This is a genomic window from Rhizobium sp. MHM7A, assembly GCF_005862215.1.
In the GTDB taxonomy this organism is placed as follows: domain Bacteria; phylum Pseudomonadota; class Alphaproteobacteria; order Rhizobiales; family Rhizobiaceae; genus Rhizobium; species Rhizobium bangladeshense.
In genome coordinates this window covers 56,669-74,809 of record NZ_VCHT01000016.1, presented here as the reverse complement: position 1 = coordinate 74,809, position 18,141 = coordinate 56,669, and the positions used below count along the sequence as shown (strand labels likewise).

The 18,141-nt window shown below is 62.6% G+C and carries 20 protein-coding genes; 13 read left to right on the top strand and 7 right to left on the bottom strand.

The features are described 5' to 3' along the window. Positions 1–1,233 carry an MFS transporter gene (locus FFR93_RS33520; RefSeq protein ID WP_064712552.1) on the top strand — a complete coding sequence of 411 codons (1,233 nt, stop codon included), beginning with the start codon at positions 1–3 and terminating at the stop codon, positions 1,231–1,233. A 21-nt stretch (positions 1,234–1,254) separates the two neighbouring features. On the opposite strand, the gene FFR93_RS33515 is transcribed toward FFR93_RS33520, so the two are convergent. The 6 genes from FFR93_RS33515 to hemC all read right to left on the bottom strand — a co-directional run bounded on the left by FFR93_RS33515 (position 1,255) and on the right by hemC (position 7,134). Then, entirely contained in the window at positions 1,255–2,028 is a 774-nt protein-coding gene (locus FFR93_RS33515; RefSeq protein ID WP_138396353.1) for a glutamine amidotransferase, read from the bottom strand. Beyond that, entirely contained in the window at positions 1,997–2,482 is a 486-nt protein-coding gene (locus tag FFR93_RS33510; RefSeq protein ID WP_064707987.1) for a TerB family tellurite resistance protein, read from the bottom strand. The genes FFR93_RS33515 and FFR93_RS33510 overlap by 32 nt, the downstream gene beginning before the upstream one ends. 17 nt (positions 2,483–2,499) lie before the next feature. Then, positions 2,500–4,104 (bottom strand): heme biosynthesis protein HemY, encoded by a 1,605-nt coding sequence (locus FFR93_RS33505; RefSeq protein ID WP_064712589.1) that lies wholly within the window; start codon positions 4,102–4,104, stop codon positions 2,500–2,502. Between the two features lies 1 nt (position 4,105). Continuing rightward, a complete protein-coding gene (locus FFR93_RS33500) occupies positions 4,106–5,374 on the bottom strand; it encodes a COG4223 family protein (RefSeq protein WP_171049296.1) in 1,269 nt (422 codons plus the stop codon). A 115-nt stretch (positions 5,375–5,489) separates the two neighbouring features. Further along, the gene (locus FFR93_RS33495; protein WP_138396351.1) at positions 5,490–6,197 is read right to left on the bottom strand and encodes a uroporphyrinogen-III synthase; all 708 of its coding nucleotides are present in this window, start codon (positions 6,195–6,197) and stop codon (positions 5,490–5,492) included. 7 nt (positions 6,198–6,204) lie between these two features. Then, on the bottom strand, positions 6,205–7,134 hold the full coding sequence (gene hemC, locus FFR93_RS33490) for a hydroxymethylbilane synthase (RefSeq protein ID WP_138396350.1): 930 nt from the start codon (positions 7,132–7,134) through the stop codon (positions 6,205–6,207). Positions 7,135–7,206: 72 nt separating this feature from the next. On the opposite strand from hemC, the gene tsaD reads away from it, so the two are divergent. Genes tsaD through FFR93_RS33465 form a run of 5 tightly spaced genes read left to right on the top strand, consistent with a single transcriptional unit; the run spans position 7,207 to position 10,678 of the window. After that, positions 7,207–8,304: a tRNA (adenosine(37)-N6)-threonylcarbamoyltransferase complex transferase subunit TsaD gene (gene tsaD, locus FFR93_RS33485; protein ID WP_138396349.1), complete on the top strand. Its 1,098-nt coding sequence runs from the start codon at positions 7,207–7,209 to the stop codon at positions 8,302–8,304. After that, positions 8,301–9,284: an NAD(P)H-dependent glycerol-3-phosphate dehydrogenase gene (locus FFR93_RS33480; RefSeq protein WP_138396348.1), complete on the top strand. Its 984-nt coding sequence runs from the start codon at positions 8,301–8,303 to the stop codon at positions 9,282–9,284. The genes tsaD and FFR93_RS33480 overlap by 4 nt, the downstream gene beginning before the upstream one ends. A 10-nt stretch (positions 9,285–9,294) precedes the next feature. Next, positions 9,295–9,588 (top strand): YciI-like protein, encoded by a 294-nt coding sequence (locus FFR93_RS33475; protein WP_064707981.1) that lies wholly within the window; start codon positions 9,295–9,297, stop codon positions 9,586–9,588. A 2-nt stretch (positions 9,589–9,590) separates the two neighbouring features. Next, positions 9,591–10,022, top strand: a complete 432-nt coding sequence (locus tag FFR93_RS33470) for an EVE domain-containing protein (RefSeq protein WP_138396347.1) — start codon at positions 9,591–9,593, stop codon at positions 10,020–10,022. Between the two features lie 5 nt (positions 10,023–10,027). Further along, entirely contained in the window at positions 10,028–10,678 is a 651-nt protein-coding gene (locus tag FFR93_RS33465; protein ID WP_138396346.1) for a methyltransferase, read from the top strand. Positions 10,679–10,717: 39 nt separating this feature from the next. Here the strand turns inward: FFR93_RS33465 and FFR93_RS33460 are convergent, their stop codons facing one another. Then, positions 10,718–11,212, bottom strand: a complete 495-nt coding sequence (locus FFR93_RS33460) for a hypothetical protein (RefSeq protein WP_138396345.1) — start codon at positions 11,210–11,212, stop codon at positions 10,718–10,720. Positions 11,213–11,526: 314 nt separating this feature from the next. On the opposite strand from FFR93_RS33460, the gene sdhC reads away from it, so the two are divergent. From sdhC to mdh, 7 genes are all read left to right on the top strand, one after another. Further along, the gene (sdhC, locus tag FFR93_RS33455; protein ID WP_064707977.1) at positions 11,527–11,922 is read left to right on the top strand and encodes a succinate dehydrogenase, cytochrome b556 subunit; all 396 of its coding nucleotides are present in this window, start codon (positions 11,527–11,529) and stop codon (positions 11,920–11,922) included. Between the two features lie 10 nt (positions 11,923–11,932). Continuing rightward, a complete protein-coding gene (gene sdhD, locus FFR93_RS33450) occupies positions 11,933–12,313 on the top strand; it encodes a succinate dehydrogenase, hydrophobic membrane anchor protein (protein ID WP_020922476.1) in 381 nt (126 codons plus the stop codon). A gap of 7 nt (positions 12,314–12,320) precedes the next feature. Continuing rightward, the gene (sdhA, locus tag FFR93_RS33445) at positions 12,321–14,162 is read left to right on the top strand and encodes a succinate dehydrogenase flavoprotein subunit (RefSeq protein WP_138396344.1); all 1,842 of its coding nucleotides are present in this window, start codon (positions 12,321–12,323) and stop codon (positions 14,160–14,162) included. 18 nt (positions 14,163–14,180) lie between these two features. Then, the gene (locus tag FFR93_RS33440; protein WP_004679254.1) at positions 14,181–14,960 is read left to right on the top strand and encodes a succinate dehydrogenase iron-sulfur subunit; all 780 of its coding nucleotides are present in this window, start codon (positions 14,181–14,183) and stop codon (positions 14,958–14,960) included. Positions 14,961–15,194: 234 nt separating this feature from the next. Then, positions 15,195–15,710 carry a protease inhibitor Inh/omp19 family protein gene (locus tag FFR93_RS33435; RefSeq protein ID WP_138396343.1) on the top strand — a complete coding sequence of 172 codons (516 nt, stop codon included), beginning with the start codon at positions 15,195–15,197 and terminating at the stop codon, positions 15,708–15,710. Between the two features lie 97 nt (positions 15,711–15,807). After that, positions 15,808–16,971, top strand: coding sequence for a cell division protein ZapE (gene zapE / locus FFR93_RS33430; RefSeq protein WP_138396342.1), 1,164 nt, complete (start codon positions 15,808–15,810; stop codon positions 16,969–16,971). Positions 16,972–17,145: 174 nt separating this feature from the next. Then, complete coding sequence (gene mdh, locus FFR93_RS33425) at positions 17,146–18,108, top strand: malate dehydrogenase (RefSeq protein ID WP_004679265.1); 963 nt, start codon at positions 17,146–17,148, stop codon at positions 18,106–18,108. Positions 18,109–18,141 lie beyond the last annotated feature (33 nt).

The window sequence follows — 18,141 nt, the reverse complement described above, 5'->3', positions numbered from 1 at the left end:
ATGTCGTTTTCGCCCACCGGAGACCGTTTTGCCGCGTTTCGGCATCAGTCCTACACGCGCTTCTTTTTCGCGCGTTTCCTGCTTTCCTTTTCGCAGCAGATCGTCAGCGTCGCCGTCGGCTGGCAGATGTACGACCAGACCGGCAAAGCGATCTATCTCGGCCTGATCGGGCTGGTACAATTCCTGCCGTCGCTGCTGCTCATCCTCGTCACCGGTTCTGTGGCCGACCGGCACAATCGCCGCGCCATCGCCGCTCTTTGTTCGCTGGTGAGCGCCCTCTGCACGCTGACGTTGCTCATCATGACGGCGACGGACACATTCGCGCCCTGGCCGGTCTTTGCGGTGCTTTTGATCTTCGGCGTCGAGCGCGCCTTCATGTCGCCGGCAGTGCAGTCTCTTGCGCCCAATCTGGTGCCTGAGCATGCCCTGTCCAATGCCATCGCATGGAACTCGTCGTCGTGGCAGCTCGCCGCAATCACAGGGCCAGTCATCGGTGGCCTACTCTACGGCGTAAGCGCTTCGACCGCCTATACGGTGGCAGTCATCTTTTCCATCCTCGGCGCGGCTCTTCTCTTCATGATCCCGAAGCCGGAACAGAAGACGACGGGCGAGGCCAAGAGCTGGGCGATGATCCTCGGCGGCTTCAGCTTCATCCGCGCGGAAAAGGTCGTGCTCGGCGCGATCTCGCTCGATCTCTTCGCTGTGCTGCTCGGCGGCGCCACCGCACTGATGCCGATCTTCGCACGCGATATTCTGACGCTTGGCCCCTGGGGGCTGGGATTGTTGCGCGCCGCACCGGGCCTGGGGGCCATCGTCATGGCGATCTTCCTTGCCGCCTATCCGCTCAAGCACCGCGCCGGCCTCTACATGTTCATCGGCGTTGCCCTGTTCGGTGTCGGCACCATCGTCTTCGGCGTTTCGACCAATACCGAAATTTCGATCGCAGCGCTGGCGGTGATGGGCGCGGCCGACATGATATCGGTCTATGTGCGCGAGAGCCTGATCGCGCTCTGGACGCCCGACCACCTGCGCGGCCGCGTCAATGCGGTCAATATGGTTTTTGTCGGCGCATCGAACGAACTCGGTGAATTTAGAGCAGGTACGATGGCATCGATCTTCGGCGCGGTGCCGGCAGTCGTCGTCGGCGGTGTTGGAACCCTTGTCGTTGCAGCGATCTGGGCTTCCAGTTTTCCGAAACTGCGCAGGATCGACACGCTCGACGCGCCCGCCTGACCTCATTAAGCGGGAGCGGGATTATGCGCGCAGAGGGATAGAGGGTGCCGCCTTCGCCGGTTTTCCCTCGAAGACGATATCGAGAAACTCTGTCAGCCAGGCTTTCAGCGGCGAGTCGAACAGCATGCGGCCTTCCAGATGTTCGCGGCCCTGCTGGGCGTTCGGAAGAATGAAGCGATGCGCGCCGTGCACGACCCAGCGATGCATCATCACCCGGGTGAGCTCGGCATGGAACTGTAGACCCCAGGCGTTGCCCCCGTATCGGAAGGCCTGGTTCGGGTAGGCATCGCCTTCGGCCAAAAGATCGGCGCCGTGTGGCAGCTCGAAGCCTTCGCGGTGAAAATGATAAACCATCTTCGGCCAGTGCATCAGCAGACGGCCCTTCTCGGTCGGGTGCAGCGGGTACCAGCCGATCTCTGTCGAGCCGTCGGCATTCGGCTGCACCTTGCCGCCGAGATGACGCACCAGCATCTGGGCGCCGAGGCAGATGCCGAGAAAGGGACGTCCTTCCCGCAGCGGAACCTCGATCCATGCGATCTCCTTCTTGACGAAGTCATCCGGATCATTGGCGCTCATCGGTCCGCCGAAGACGACGGCACCGGCATGGTCTTGGAGCGTCGTCGGAAGCGGATCGCCGAGGACCGGCCGACGGATATCGAGGCGGTAGCCTTTTTCAACCAGCAACTGGCCGACGCGGCCAGGACTGGACCGCTCCTGATGCAGGACGATGAGGACCGGGCGCCGGTCGCGGTTCGGGTTTTGCTCAGTCGGCATCATCTTGCGCAACCTGAACATCCGTGACCCTGGCGGCGGCCTCCTGCCGCTTCTGGATGCGTTCGCGTGAGGAAACCCCGAGCAGATCGGCTATGCGCCAGATGACGTGGTCTTCCATCTCGCTGCGCTCGCCATCGGCATAGACGATATCCCAGAGAATGCCGATCAGCTCAAGCCGTTGCTCGGTATCGAGATGGCGTTTCAGGTCGGCGGTGAAGCGATAGTAGTCGACGGCAGAGCTTTCGGCTTCGAAGCCGGCGGCCATCAAAGCATTGAGCTGCCTGCTGTCGAGCGAATACTGCTCCTTCAACAGCTTGCGTAGCCGCTTCTTTTCGCTTGCCTTGATCTGACCGTCTGCTTCCATGACCTGCATGCAGAGTGCCGCCACCGCGATGCGCGGATCATCGGGGGCAAAGCCTTTCTTTGGACGGTCGGCGGTGAGATTCTGGAAGAATGCCTGAAAGCGTTCGAACATGCGGGTTTCGTTCCGTCTCAGAAAAGGCGAAGCCGTGTCTTGGGTTCTGGTTCCGTCCTGGGATCGCGAACGCCGGGATCATCAGGCAGTCCGCCGAAAAAGGGCTTTGCTTCGTTCGGTAATGGCGCTTTGTCGCTGGCGGCGGGTTCGACGGGTTTCGGCTTTGCCGGTGCCGGGCGCACGGCCTCGGCGATCGTGGCGGCGCGTTCCAGCTCAATGATGCGGTGATCGTTGACCGGGCTTTCCGGTCTGACGTCACGCAGCGGCGGCAGCGTCTTCAGCGCAGTTTCGATCGAGGCGGGCGCTGAACCATCTTCGAGCGGCCCCTCGATCTGGCCGAAAGGCGCCTTCCATTCGAAGGCATCGAGGCGGCCGGTGACGGGCGACACCGGCAGCCATTTGTCGGACACGAAACCGTCCGCCACCCAGGCGGGATCGCGCGGGGCTTTCAGAGCCTGGGCCAGCCAGTGGCGCACGCGGCCCTGGTCGCCGGTTTCGGCTTCCTCTATGTCGGCCAGGAGCAGGAAGGCTGCTTCACGCGGCTCAATGCGCGCCGCCGCTTCCGCCTTGGCGCGGGCCTTGGCGAATTCCTGTGCGTCGAGCGCCGCCTGGGCAACGACGAGCAGGGATTCGACATTGTTCGGACGCATCGCTTCCAGCCGTTCGGCGCGCTTTAGCCGATCGAGCGTGGAATCGCCGCTGCGGGCTCTGACATAGGTCTGGCCAATCTCGGGATGAGGCGCCGATTTCCAAGCCTTTTCGAGGATCGAGGCAGCCTTGCGCAGGCCGCCTTCGCGGAACAATGCCTTTGCGCCAATGAGGGCGGCCGGAATGAAATCGGCGGCGAGCTTCAGCGCCTGGAGGGCATCATCGCGGGCTCCCGCCGGATTACCTTCCAGCTTCTCGGCAGCGCGCGCCGTCAGGAGCACGGCGTGCAGGCGGTTGGCCTCGGCCTTTTCGACGACGCGGGCGGCCTTCTGCTGTTCGAGCAGGCGGATCGCATCGTCCCAACGGCGGGCCTGGCTGCGATATTCGAGGGTCGCCTGGGCGGCCCAGGGCAGATAAGGGGCGTTGTCGGCGGCCTTTTCTGCATATTGGCGGGCGGCTTCGTTGGCTCCGAGACGGCGGGCTTCGAGATAGAGGCCGCGCAGGCCAAGTTCGCGAGTTTCCGGGTCGTTGGCCATGGCTTCGAACTTGGCGCGCGCCTCATCATGGCGGCCTTCGATCAGAGCAGCCTGAGCCTCGAGCAGGTTGATCAGCGGCTCCTGATCGGCGCGGATGAGGCCACGGGAGCGAGCGGCCATCTTGCGGGCGAGCAATGCATTGCCGGCGCCCGCGGCGATCAGGCCGGTCGAGAGCGCCTGATAGCCGCGGTCGCGCTTGCGGGCGCGGAAGTAGCGGGTCACTGAATGCGGCGACGTCCAGATCAGGCGGACGAACCACCAGGCGATCATCACGGCGGCGATGAGAGCGATGATCGCGCTGACTGCGACGATCAGCTTCGTCTGATAGATCTGGCCTTCCCATATCAGCGAGAGATCGCCCGGGCGATCGGCGAACCAGGAGAAGCCGTAGGCGAGAAGCAGCACGAGCAGGGCGAAGACGACGAGTCTGATCATGATCTCACCCTTCCTTGCCGGCACCGGCGACCGCCTTCGACAGCGCCCCGCCGACTAGTTCCTCGACGCGGATGCGCGCCTCCAGCGATTGTTTGAAGGCAGCGGAGGCCTGCTTGCCGGGAGCAGGAAGATTTTTCCATTCGGCAGAAGCGCCGGGCAGATCGCCGTTCTTCACCTTGTCCTCCAGGCGAGCGGCGATCGCTTCGACACTTTCGCCTTCGATATTGCCGACCGGACGGACGCTCACCAGTGATTTTGCACTCGCCATCAGCCGATCCGACCAGCTCTGGTTCGGATCCGGCTGGTTGACGGCTTCGACGATCGCTGTGGCAACGTCGGGAACCTGACGCATTAGCTCGGCACGCGAGGGAATGCCGGTCTCGGCGAAAGCGCGCAGGTCGGTAACGGCGGGATCGTCGGGTGCGACGCCGGCGAAGGTGTCGAGTTCGGCCAGGAAGGGGCCGCCGCGATCGATCGCCGCCTTTAGGGCGGCTGCCGCGATCGCCCGCGCGACGGCAACATCCTCGCGCGGCTCGTTGAGTTTCTTTTCGGCTTCGGCGAGACGCTTGGCGATATCGGCGTCGCTGCTCGTCTGCTGGTCGGAGGATTGAGCAATCGTCGAACGCAGCTGGTCGACTTGGCTGCTCAGCTCTGCAATCTTCTGGTTGAGCGCCTCGACATTTGCCGGGTCGGCCGATGGTGCCGCCGCGGAATTCGTTGCAGCCGTTTCAAGCGCGGCGACACGCGTCTCAAGAGCGCCGTCACCCGTGTTTGCGGGATTGGCGGCGAGGTTGGCCACGGTCTGTTTCAAGGCGTCGATCTCGCCGGTGAGATTGGTGATCTCGGGCGAGGTGGTCTGTGGGGCGGAAGAAGCGGGGAGGTAACCGGCATATTGAATGGCGCCTGCGCCGAGCAGGGCGACGAGACCACCGAAAATGCCGGCGGCGATGAGACCGGCGGTGCCCGCACCCCTCGGCGCGGGCCGGTCGGCAGATGGCGTGAACGAAGGTTCGGCGGTTGCCGGCGTCTCCTCCACCGCCTCCGCTTCCGGCTTGCTTTCAGGTTCGGGCTGCCACACCGCTTCGGTTTCGGGCGGAGGGCCGGCATCGGCGGGGGTGCTGTCGGCATCGCCGGCACCATTGTTCACCGGCTTTTCGGTATCGGCTGCGGAGGCGAAGTCCTGTGCATCAAGGTCGATCGTGACCGGCTCATCTGCGCTTTTCGAATGGCGTGGCGGGTTTCCCGATACCATGAGGTCCTCTTTATCCTGCATTGCAACGAAACTAGACAGTGATGCCAATTAAGGGAAGAGGTTAGATCAAATTTGGGCGGTTTGAGCCTTTCCTGGTCAGAATGCATCAATCTGACCAGGAAAGGCTCAATAGCATTCAAAGCAGCGACAAAAGACTTTGCTCATCCGGCATGGCCGAAATCGCCACGGTTTTTTTCAGGGACGCCGGAATGACCTGCGCCACGGCCCGGCTGAGGCAGAGAAGGCGGGTGTCGCTGTGCTCCGACAGGGCAGACCGCAGCTCAGCTACCTGAAAAAAATCCTCCGCTGTCTGCCGGGAATAGAAAAGAACGGCGTCCGGGCGGTGGTCCGAAAAAAGAGCTTCGATCTCGGCCGGGTTGGGAGCGACCGGCTGCATGCGATAGCACTCGGCGACGGAAAAGCGGATGCCGAGTTGGCGCAATCTTCCTTCGAAGGTTTCGGCGCGCGGCATGCCGGCAAGGTAGAGCAACTCATCTGCTGCCTCAGCGGCGGCGAGATCGGCGAGGTCGCGACCGTTGCCTGAGGATGCGGCGACGGACCGGAAGCCAAGGCGGCGGGCCTCTTCCGCCGTAATCTCACCGACCGCAAAAAGCGGTCGGACAAGATGCGGACGCAGTTTCTCGCCGAGAGCCGACATGACCCTGACGGCTTCGGCGCTGGTCACCGCGATCGCGCCGCTGGTGGTTTCGAGTGCGTTTGAGGCTGCCGCACTATCGTGCTGTGGCCGGCGCAGCGGCAGCAGCAGAGGCTCGTGGCCCATATCGCGCAGACGTTGTGCTGTTCTTGTCGCCGAATGCGCGGGGCGGGTGACGAGCACACGCATGGCCGCTTCAGCGCCAGTCGTCGAAGAAGGCGCTGCCGGCTCTCGCACGCACATCCTGGCCGGCGCGGGTTCCGAGTGCGGCCGCATCGCGGCGGTGGCCATCGGTCGTCACCGCATGCTGGCTGCGGCCGTCGGGCGTGATGATCAGGCCGGAGAATCGAATGAGGTCACCTTCGCAGACGGCATAGCCGCCGATCGGCGTGCGGCAGGAACCATCGAGAGCGGCGAGGAAGGCGCGCTCGCAGGAGACGGTGTCGAAGGTCGTGGCATCGTTGACCGCCGCCAGCAGGTCGTCGATCCTCTGATCGCCGACGCGGCTTTCGAGGCAGATCGCCCCCTGCGCCGGCGCCGGCGGGAACGTGTCGGGGTCGAGGATATCGGTCAGCACCTCGACCTTGCCGAGGCGTTTCAGGCCGGCAAGCGCCAGCAGGGTCGCATCCACCTGCCCTTCTTCGAGCTTGCGCAGGCGGGTTTCGACCGAGCCGCGGAAGGTGATGACATTGATATCAGGCCGCATGCGGCGGATCAGCGCCTGGCGGCGCAGCGAGGAGGAGCCGACGGTGGCGCCATGCGGCAGGTCGATCAGCTTGCGCGCGGTGCGGCCGACGACCGCGTCGCGAATATCCTCGCGCGGCAGATATGCGGAGAGGTGAAGGCCTTCCGGCAGGCGCGTCGGCATGTCCTTGGTGGAATGCACGGCAAAATCCAACTCGCCGCCGGCAAGCTTCTGTTCGAGCTCTTCGGTGAAGAGGCCCTTGCCGCCGATCTCGGCGAGCGATCGGTCGGTGATGCGGTCGCCCTTCGTCGTCAGGACGACGATTTCGAACATCTCTTCCGGCAGATGATGCGCCGCCATCAGCCTGTCGCGGGCCTCATGCGCCTGGGCAAGCGCCAGCGGGCTGCCCCGCGTGCCGATCCGGAAAGGTTTTGTTTGCATCCGCTCTGTTCCGTTGTTACCGGAATTCTCGTAAACCGGTTTCCGTTCCATCGCAATCAACGAACAGGCCTCATGGTTCCCTTTCTGCGCATCCTCGGCATCGAAACAAGCTGCGACGAGACCGCCGCGGCCGTCGTCGAGCGTGATGCGGAGGGGCATTGCAACGTCCTGTCGGATATCGTGCTTTCCCAGCTTGACGAGCACAGCGCCTATGGCGGCGTGGTGCCGGAGATCGCCGCGCGCGCCCATGTCGAGGCGCTGGACGAGCTGATCGAGCAGGCGCTGAAGCGCGCCAATGTGTCGCTGACAGATATCGACGCCATCGCCGCAACTTCAGGCCCGGGTCTGATCGGCGGGCTGCTCGTGGGATTGATGACCGGTAAGGCGATCGCCAGAGCCGCCGGCAAGCCGCTCTATGCGGTCAACCATCTCGAAGGCCATGCGCTCACGGCGCGGCTGACCGACGGGCTCTCCTTTCCCTATCTGATGCTGCTCGTTTCCGGCGGCCATACCCAGCTGATCCTGGTGCGCGGTGTCGGGCAGTATGAACGTTGGGGCACGACGATCGACGATGCGCTCGGCGAAGCTTTCGACAAGACGGCAAAATTGCTCGGCCTGCCCTATCCCGGCGGCCCGGCGGTGGAGCGGATGGCGCGGGACGGCAATGCCGATCGCTTCGATTTTCCGCGCCCGCTCGTCGGCGAGGCGCGGCTCGACTTCTCCTTTTCAGGTCTGAAGACGGCGGTGCGGCAGGCGGCACAAGAGATCGCGCCGCTCAGCGATCAGGATGTGGCTGACATTTGCGCATCGTTCCAGAAGGCGATTTCGCGCACACTGAAGGACCGCATCGGTCGCGGCCTGCAACGCTTCAAAACGGAGTTCCCGACGACCGGCGAGAAGCCGGCGCTCGTCGTTGCCGGCGGAGTGGCCGCCAATCTCAAACTGCGCGGCACGTTGCAGGCGCTCTGCGCCCGGAACGGTTTCCGCTTCATTGCGCCGCCGCTCAGCCTCTGCACCGACAATGCGGTGATGATCGCCTGGGCGGGGCTCGAGCGCATGGCGACCGGCGTAGAGCCTGATACGCTTGACGTGCAGCCGCGTTCGCGCTGGCCGCTCGATGCTAACGCCGAAACGCTGATCGGCTTTGGAAAGAGAGGAGCCAAGGCATGAGCGAAAAGATCGCCGTCATCGGATCTGGTGCCTTTGGGACGGCGCTTGCCGCCGTCATCGCCCTTGCCGGCCGCGGTGCCGTGACGCTCGTCGGGCGCAATCCATCGCTGATGGCCGATCTGAAGAGCGAGCGGCTGCATGATGCCGTGCTGCCCGGCATTATCCTGCCGGAATCGCTCGAATTCTCGGCCGAGGCGGAAGCGGTCACCGGCGCCTCAATCGTGCTTTTTGCGATGCCATCGCAGGCGCAGGCCGATGCGGCGCGGCAATATGGTCCCTATCTGTCGAAGGATGCGGTTGTCGTCACCTGCGCCAAGGGCATCGAGCGAACAACGGGCAATCTTTTGACCGACATGCTGGAGCGGGAACTGCGGGACCATCCGGTTGCGGTTCTCTCCGGCCCGGGATTTGCCGCCGATATCGCCAAAGGACTGCCGACGGCGATGGCGATTGCGGCTGACGACATCGAGACAGCGGAGCGGCTCGCTCAGGCGATCTCCGGGCGAACATTCCGGCTCTATGCCTCCACCGACCGCGTCGGCGTCCAGCTCGGCGGCGCGCTCAAGAATGTGCTGGCGATCGCCTGCGGCATTGTCGAGGGCCGCGGCATCGGCGAATCCGCCCGCGCGGCGTTGATTGCGCGCGGGCTGGCGGAAATGTCGCGCTTCGTCGTGGCCAAAGGCGGTCAGGCCGATACGGTGCGCGGACTTTCAGGTCTCGGCGATCTGGTACTGACGGCGACGAGCCATCAATCGCGAAACCTGCGTTTCGGCATTGCGCTCGGGCGCGGCGAAAAGACCGATCCCGTGCACGGCGCTCTGGTGGAGGGTGCGCTCGCCGCCTCCGTTGCCTCCCGCCTTGCCGCGGCGCTTTCGATCAGCATGCCGATCACCGATGCCGTTTCCGCCATCATCGAAGGCAGGCTCGACATATCAGACGCCATCGAGCAGTTGATGACGCGTCCAATCACCACCGAATAGGAGAATAGACATGCTTTTCGCCCTGCTCTGCAAGGACAAGCCGGGACATTCCAACGTCCGCATGGAGACGCGGCCGACGCATCTTGCCTATCTCGACAAGCTCAATGCCGAAGGCAAGCTCTCCATGGCCGGCCCTTTCCTCGATGATGAGGGCAAGGCCTGCGGCAGTCTGGTGCTCGTCAAGGCGGAGACAGCGCAAGAGGCAAAGGCGCTTGCCGATGCCGACCCTTACGCCAAGGCCGGTTTGTTCGAAAGCGTCGAGATCAAGCCGTTCAACTGGGTCTTCAATAAGCCGGAGGCGTAAACATGGCGCATTGGCTCTATAAATCGGAACCTGCCTCCTGGTCCTGGGAGCAGCAGAAGGCCGCCGGCGACAAGGGCACGGAATGGACGGGCGTGCGCAACTATTTGGCGCGCAACAACATGCGGGCGATGCAAATCGGCGATAAAGGATTCTTCTACCATTCCAATGACGGGCTGGAGATCGTCGGCATCGTCGAAGTCGCAGCCCTGTCGCATCCAGACTCCACCGCCAAGGGCGATCCGAAGTGGGATTGCGTCGATATCCGCGCCGTCATTGACATGCCGAAGCCAGTGACGCTGAAGGACATCAAGGCGAACGAGAAACTGTCCAAGATGTCGCTCGTCACCTCCATGCGCCTTTCCGTGCAGCCGGTGACGGATGATGAATGGGCCGAAGTCTGCCGCATGGGCGGGCTCGACAATCCGCCGCGCTGAAAACTTTGAAGACCGACCCGGAAGCCTTCATCCGCGCCAATACCAGTCTGATGCCGCCGCCGCACGTGCCGGAGATTTCTCTCTATCTGGCGAGCGAGGCGCATGAACTCTGGCTGAAGACGGAGGAGGAACTGGAAGCAATCGGCCTGCCGCCGCCCTTCTGGGCATTTGCCTGGGCGGGCGGGCAGGGACTGGCGCGCTACATCCTCGATCATCCGGACATGGTGCGCGGCAAGCGCGTGCTGGATTTTGCCAGCGGCTCCGGTCTTGTCGGCATTGCGGCCGTCATGGCCGGCGCCCGCGAGGTCATGGCTGCCGATATCGACCCCTGGGCGCAGACGGCAATCCGGCTGAATGCCGGGGCCAATCATGTTGCAGTCGGATTTACCGGCGCCGACCTGGTCGGTGCGAGCGTCGAGGCTGACATTGTGCTTGCCGGCGACGTCTTCTACGACCGCACGTTCGCCGATGCGCTCGTCCCCTGGTTCTCGAGACTGGCGGCCGAGGGCAGGCTGGTGCTAGTCGGCGATCCCGGGCGCAGCTATCTGCCTCGGGACCGGCTGGAATTCTGCGCCGCCTATCAGGTGCCGGTGACGCGGGCGCTGGAGGACAGCGACGTCAAGAAGACGACGGTATGGCGCTTCGTGGCCGGTTAATACAGAACTCTATAGCGCGTCGCGATTTTCCGACATGGTTTAAGGCCGGATGACGCAGACATTGGCTTCATAGGAGCAGGGGTCGTCCTGGATGGCAACGTCGATGACCTTCGCCTTCGGCGCGAGCGGCTCAGGCCGGATTGCGGGATAGTAGCCGTAGCTGTCGCCCCCGACATAGGTTCCGCCATCGGTCTCGTAAACATAGGAAGACCCGGAATAGGTTCCGCCGCCGTATCCGCCGGCTGCCTGGGGAAGGAGCACGACGAGACTGCCGCGGGCGATGCGACTGGCTCCCGCCGGCGAAAACTGCTTCAGCATCGGCATCCGCTTTCTGCCGTGTCGATGGCCATAGGCGCTGTCGAAACGAATGCCGCGGTCGCGCCAGCTCACCCTTTCGCCGAGTTGAAATCCGTCGTGGAAAGCACGGCGATGGCCGGAAAAGCGATGATCGCCTCGGCGCTCGCCCGCCATTGCGGGAAGTGCAGCCAGCGCGGCAAGGGCAAGCAAGATAACTCTCGACAGACGGGGAAACATGGATGCCGGCCTCTGGAATTGCGATCGTTAACAAATCGTTAACGCCAGATTGCGCCAAAAGCCGTGGCTTGTCCATGCGTGCCGGCGGAGTGGCTGAAATATTGAGCGCCAAAGATCAGTTTCGTTAGCCCGCAAACTTCGCGGTAACCCGAATCGATTAAATTAGAAGCAGACAGCAATTGTGCTTGTCGTATGGCTGTCCGGTGATTAAACGTCGCAATTGATGCAACGCACACAGAGGATTTTGTCATTCGTGTGGTTGACTGAGAATGCTCCGAAACCCGGGAGCGCAGAGAAGCCGCCGCGAGGTTCTGATGGCGAACGTGACAAATAACCGGCCCCTGTCGCCGCATTTGCAAGTCTATAAACTTATTCCCACCATGGTCATGTCCATCGTCCACCGCATCACCGGTGGCGCGCTTTACGTCGGCACGTTGCTCGTCGCCTGGTGGCTGATCGCGGCGGCAAGCGGCCAGAGCTCATACGACTGGGCAAACTGGGTGCTCGGCAGCCTGCTCGGCAAGCTCGTGCTGCTCGGCTATACCTGGGCACTGCTGCACCACATGCTCGGCGGCTTCCGCCATCTCATGTGGGACCTCGGCTACGGCTTCGAGAAGGAAGTCTCGACCAAGCTCGCCATCGCCAACGTCATCGGATCGCTCTGTCTGACCGTGCTGGTCTGGGCGATCGGCCTCCTCATTCGCTTCTGAAGGTCCTCTCATGGATATGCGCACCCCCCTCGGCAAGGTTCGCGGGCTCGGCTCCGCCAAGGAAGGCACGAGCCATTTCTGGCGTCAGCGGCTGACTGCGGTCTCCAATATTCCGTTGATCCTGTTCTTCGTCATCTTCATGATCGCCTATGCCGGCGCGCCCTACGCGGATGTGGTTCGCGCCCTGTCGAACCCCTTCGTCGCCGTCGTCATGGGATTGATGGTGATATCGGGCGTCATCCATATGAAGCTCGGCATGCAGGTCATCATCGAGGACTACGTTCATGGCGAATTCGGCAAGATCGCTCTGCTGATGCTGAACACCTTCTTTGCGATCGTGATCGCCAGTCTCTGTCTTTTCGCCATTCTGAAAATCGCATTCGTAGGATAAGCTCGACATGGCACCGACCTCACCCGCCCAGAATGGCAAGGCCTACAAATATGTCGATCACTCCTATGACGTGATCGTCGTCGGCGCCGGCGGCGCGGGCTTGCGCGCGACGCTCGGCATGGCCGAGCAGGGTTTCCGCACCGCCTGCATAACCAAGGTGTTCCCGACCCGCTCTCATACGGTTGCGGCCCAGGGCGGCATTGCCGCCTCGCTGCGCAACATGACGCCGGATAGCTGGCAGTGGCATCTCTATGATACCGTCAAGGGTTCCGACTGGCTCGGCGACGTCGACGCCATGCAGTATCTCACCATGGAAGCGCCGAAGGCGGTCTACGAGCTCGAGCATTACGGCGTGCCGTTCTCGCGTAACGAGGAAGGCAAGATCTACCAGCGCCCGTTCGGCGGCCACATGCAGAATTACGGCGAAGGCCCGCCGGTACAGCGCACCTGCGCTGTCGCCGACCGCACGGGCCACGCCATCCTGCATACGCTCTACGGCCAGTCGCTGCGCAACAATGCCGAATTCTTCATCGAATATTTCGCGCTAGACCTGATCATGTCGGAAGACGGCAGCCGCTGCACCGGTGTCATTGCCTGGTGCCTCGACGACGGCACGATCCATCGCTTCGCCGCCAAGATGGTGGTGCTGGCGACCGGTGGCTACGGCCGCGCCTATTTCTCGGCGACCTCGGCCCATACCTGCACCGGCGACGGCGGCGGTATGGTGGCGCGTGCCGGCCTGCCGCTGCAGGACATGGAATTCGTGCAGTTCCACCCGACCGGCATCTATGGTTCGGGCTGTCTGATCACCGAAGGCGCGCGCGGTGAAGGCGGCTACCTCGTCAACTCCGAAGGCGAACGCTTCATGGAGCGTTATGCGCCTTCGGCCAAGGATCTTGCCTCGCGCGACGTCGTCTCGCGCTGCATGACGCTGGAGATCCGCGAAGGCCGCGGCGTCGGCAAAAACAAGGACCACATCTTCCTGCATCTCGACCACCTCGATCCGGCCGTTCTTCATGAACGCCTGCCGGGGATTTCCGAGAGCGCCAAGATCTTTGCCGGAGTCGACGTCACGCGCGAGCCGATCCCGGTTCTGCCGACCGTTCATTACAATATGGGCGGTATTCCAACCAACTATTGGGGCGAAGTGCTGAATGCCGACGCCGCCAATCCGGAACGGATCATCCCCGGCCTGATGGCTGTCGGCGAAGCCGGCTGCGCCTCGGTGCACGGCGCCAACCGCCTCGGCTCCAATTCGCTGATAGACCTTGTGGTCTTCGGCCGCGCCGCCGCGATTCGCGCCGGCGAGGTGATCGACCGCGCCGAGCCGATTCCGCATCTCAACGTCGCCGCCTGCGACAAGATCATGGATCGTTTCGACGGCCTGCGTCACGCTAGCGGCGGCACGCCGACGGCGGCGCTGCGCGAGAAGATGCAGCGCGCCATGCAGGAGGACGCGGCCGTGTTCCGCACGCAGGAATCGCTGGAATCCGGTTGCCGGCGCATTTCGGCGATCTGGCAGGAAATGCGCGATCTGAAGGTCACCGACCGGTCGATGATCTGGAACTCCGATCTCGTGGAAACGCTCGAGCTGCAGAATCTGATGGCGAACGCCATCACGACGATCTACGGCGCCGAGGCCCGCAAGGAGAGCCGCGGTTCGCACGCCCGCGAGGATTATACCGAGGGCGCATTCGCCGGCCGCGACGACCTCAACTGGCGCAAGCATACGCTCGCCTGGGTGAACGACGCAGGCGAGGTGAAACTCGACTACCGGCCCGTTCACACCGAGCTGATTGCCGAAGGCATCGATCCGTACAAGATCGAGCCGAAGGCGCGCGTCTACTGATCTCAAGAGGAACCTGGCATGGTTGAACTCGCTCTTCCGAAGAACTCCCAGATGCGCGAAGGCAAGGTCTGGCCGAAGCCGGCCGGTGCGACGAACACGCGCGAATTCCGCGTCTACCGCTGGAGCCCGGACGACGGCCAGAACCCGTCGATCGACACTTTCTACATCGATGTCGACGATTGCGGCCCGATGGTGCTCGATGGCCTGCTCTACATCAAGAACAAGATCGATCCGACGCTGACGCTGCGCCGTTCCTGTCGCGAGGGCATCTGCGGCTCCTGCGCGATGAACATCGACGGCACCAATACGCTCGCCTGCACCAAGGGCTTGGATGATATCAAGGGCGCGGTAAAGGTCTATCCGCTGCCGCATATGCCAGTCGTCAAGGATCTGGTGCCCGATCTCAGCAACTTCTACGCCCAGCATCGCTCAATCGAGCCCTGGCTGAAGACGGTGTCACCGACGCCGGCCAAGGAATGGAAGCAGAGCCATGAGGACCGGCAGAAGCTCGACGGCCTCTATGAATGCATCCTCTGCGCTTGCTGCTCGACCTCCTGTCCGAGCTACTGGTGGAACGGCGACCGTTATCTCGGTCCGGCCGTTCTGCTGCAGGCCTATCGCTGGCTGATCGATTCCAGAGACGAGGCGACCGGCGAGCGTCTCGACAATCTCGAGGATCCGTTCCGCCTCTACCGGTGCCACACGATCATGAACTGTGCGCAGACCTGCCCGAAGGGCCTCAACCCGGCCAAGGCAATCGCCGAAATCAAGAAGATGATGGTCGAGCGCCGGGTCTGATCATTGCGGGAGCTCGCAAGGACTCGGGCGGAGATCCACGCGCGCAACACGTTCCTGACAAATTCTATGTGCAGGAAGTTTTGCAGCGGGGCAGTTGAACTGTATCGTTTTTCGGTTAGTTGTTGTCACGGGCAATTTATGCAGCCCGACTTGATTAACCAAAGCGAATTACGATAATCGGGCCTATCTCACGCCCGTTTCTTTGCGGCTATAGCCGAATTCAGGAGTATGATGATGCAGTTGCGATATGCGATAACAGGTCTGGTGGTGGCTCTCGCGCTAGCCGGTTGTCAGCGTACGGCATATGATTACAGCTCCAACTCGAATGCCGGGCCGGCGCCGTTGACGGCGCAGCCTGTCCCCTCGGTGCAGGGCGGGCAGCTTCCCCCGCCGACCGGCAGCGCGCAGTTTCCGGCCGCGCCGACGGCGACGGCACCGATGCCTGGGGCACAGTCCGGCGCCATGGCTGCGAATGCACTCGACGTCACCAAGGAATCGATGGTCGGAAGCTGGCGCGTCAACGGCAGCTGCGACATGTTCCTGACGCTCACCAATCTCGGCAGCGGGTCGCGTGGCGGCACGCGCGGCTGCGTCGGCGAACTGACGGCGATGGGCTCCTGGGAGGTGGCGGGCAAGCAGGTGCTGCTCAAGGATCGTTCGGGCAACCAGATCGGCAGCGTCTACAAGACGGCCGACAATCGCTTCCAAGGCCAGACGAATACAGGTCAGCAGATCAGCCTCAGCCGGTAAATGAGCTGGCGCGGTAAATGAACCGGCCGGCAAATGAACCGGCGGGGGTAAGCGATCCGGCGGCGCCCGCCGATGACTGACAGGCGGACATGCCCTCATGCAGCCAATGCCAGATTATGCGCTCAGCGTTTGCGAACAGCTTAAATCGCTGACGCTGGCCGGTGCGTTGCAGGTCGATTCCGCCCAGATGGACGTGGCCAAAAGCCTGGATCGCGTGCTTGCCGGGCTGAAGCAGCTGCGGCCGGCGGCAAAGGCGAGCGCGCTTGGCTGGCTGTTTGCCAGGAAGAAGAAGTCCGCCGACGGCATCAAGGGGCTTTACATCCACGGCAGCGTCGGACGTGGTAAGACCATGCTGATGGATATGTTCTTCTCGATGGCGCCGTGCAGGAAGAAGCGGCGGGCGCATTTCCATGAATTCATGGCGGATGTTCACAGCCGCATCGCGGCGCACCGGCTGAAGCTCAAGAACGGCGAGACGAAGCAGGCCGATCCGATGCCGCCGGTCGCCGCAGCCCTCTATGAGGAAGCGGAACTGCTCTGCTTCGATGAATTCACCGTCACCGACATTGCTGACGCGATGATCCTGTCGCGGCTGTTTTCCGAACTCTTCGCGCGGGGATGCGTGCTGGTCGCAACTTCGAATGTCGAACCGGACAATCTTTACAAGGATGGTCTCAATCGCGGCCTGTTCCTGCCCTTCGTCGCCCTGCTCAAACAACATGTCGATATTGTTACCCTGGATTCGCCGACCGATTACCGGATGGAAAAGCTGAGCAGCCAGCCGGTCTATCTGGTGCCGATCAACGACCACAATGACATGGCGATGGAAGCGTCCTGGACGCAGGCGCTGCATGGACGCAAGGCGCAACCGCTCGACATTCCGATGAAGGGGCGCTCCATCCACGTGCCGCTTGCCGCCGACCGGATGGCGCGGTTCTCTTTCGCCGATCTCTGCGACAAGCCGCTCGGGGCTGCGGACTTCCTGGCCATCGCCGAACGGTTCGATACCGTCTTCCTCGACCACGTTCCCTTGCTCGGGCCGGAGAAGCGGAACCAGATCAAGCGATTCATCATTATGGTCGATACGTTCTATGATCATGCCGTGCGGCTTTATGTATCGGCGGCGGCGATGCCGGAGGAACTGCTCGTCACCCGCCGGGGTACCGAGGGGTTTGAATTCGACCGCACGGCATCACGACTGTTCGAGATGCGAAGTGCCGAATATCTTGCGCTGCACCATGCGAAACGTGCCGCCGAGTAACAATCAAGTGACAAACTCTCTTACGTTTACGTAAGAAATTTGTTATCTAAACGATTGAAAATGCTGCATCAAAATTAATGGATTGCCATTTTTGGGCTTTGGGTCTATGCGATTGCGTCATTGAGCGGCCTTGCAGCGTCGTTCGACGAATTTGATCGCAAAGGAAACAGCGAAATGGCGCGTAACAAGATCGCACTCATTGGTTCTGGTATGATTGGTGGCACGCTGGCGCATCTCGCCGGCCTGAAGGAGCTGGGCGATATCGTCCTCTTCGACATCGCCGACGGCATCCCCCAGGGCAAGGGTCTCGACATCGCACAGTCCTCTCCGGTCGAAGGTTTCGACGCCAATCTGACCGGCGCCAGCGACTATTCGGCGATCGAAGGCGCTGACGTCTGCATCGTCACCGCCGGGGTCCCGCGCAAGCCGGGAATGAGCCGCGACGATCTTCTCGGCATCAACCTTAAGGTCATGGAGCAGGTCGGCGCCGGCATCAAGAAATATGCGCCTAACGCTTTCGTCATCTGCATCACCAACCCGCTCGACGCCATGGTCTGGGCGCTGCAAAAGTTTTCCGGCCTCCCGGCGAACAAGGTCGTCGGCATGGCAGGCGTTCTCGATTCCTCGCGCTTCCGTCTCTTCCTCGCCAAGGAATTCAACGTCTCCGTTCAGGACGTGACGGCCTTCGTTCTCGGCGGCCACGGCGACACGATGGTGCCGCTCGCCCGTTACTCGACGGTCGGCGGCATTCCGCTCACCGACCTCGTCACCATGGGCTGGGTCACCAAGGAGCGCCTCGAAGAGATCATCCAGCGCACCCGTGACGGCGGCGCCGAAATCGTCGGCCTCCTGAAGACCGGCTCGGCCTATTATGCGCCGGCCGCCTCGGCGATCGAAATGGCCGAATCCTACCTCAAGGACAAGAAGCGCGTCCTGCCTTGCGCTGCTCATCTCACTGGCCAATACGGCGTCAAGGACATGTATGTCGGCGTTCCCACCGTCATCGGCGCCGGCGGCGTCGAGCGCGTCATCGAGATCGACCTCAACAAGACCGAGAAGGAGGCCTTCGACAAGTCGGTTGCCGCCGTCGCCGGTCTCTGCGAGGCCTGCATCAACATCGCGCCTGCCCTGAAGTAATTGGCGCTGAAGTAATCGAAACAGGGATAGACC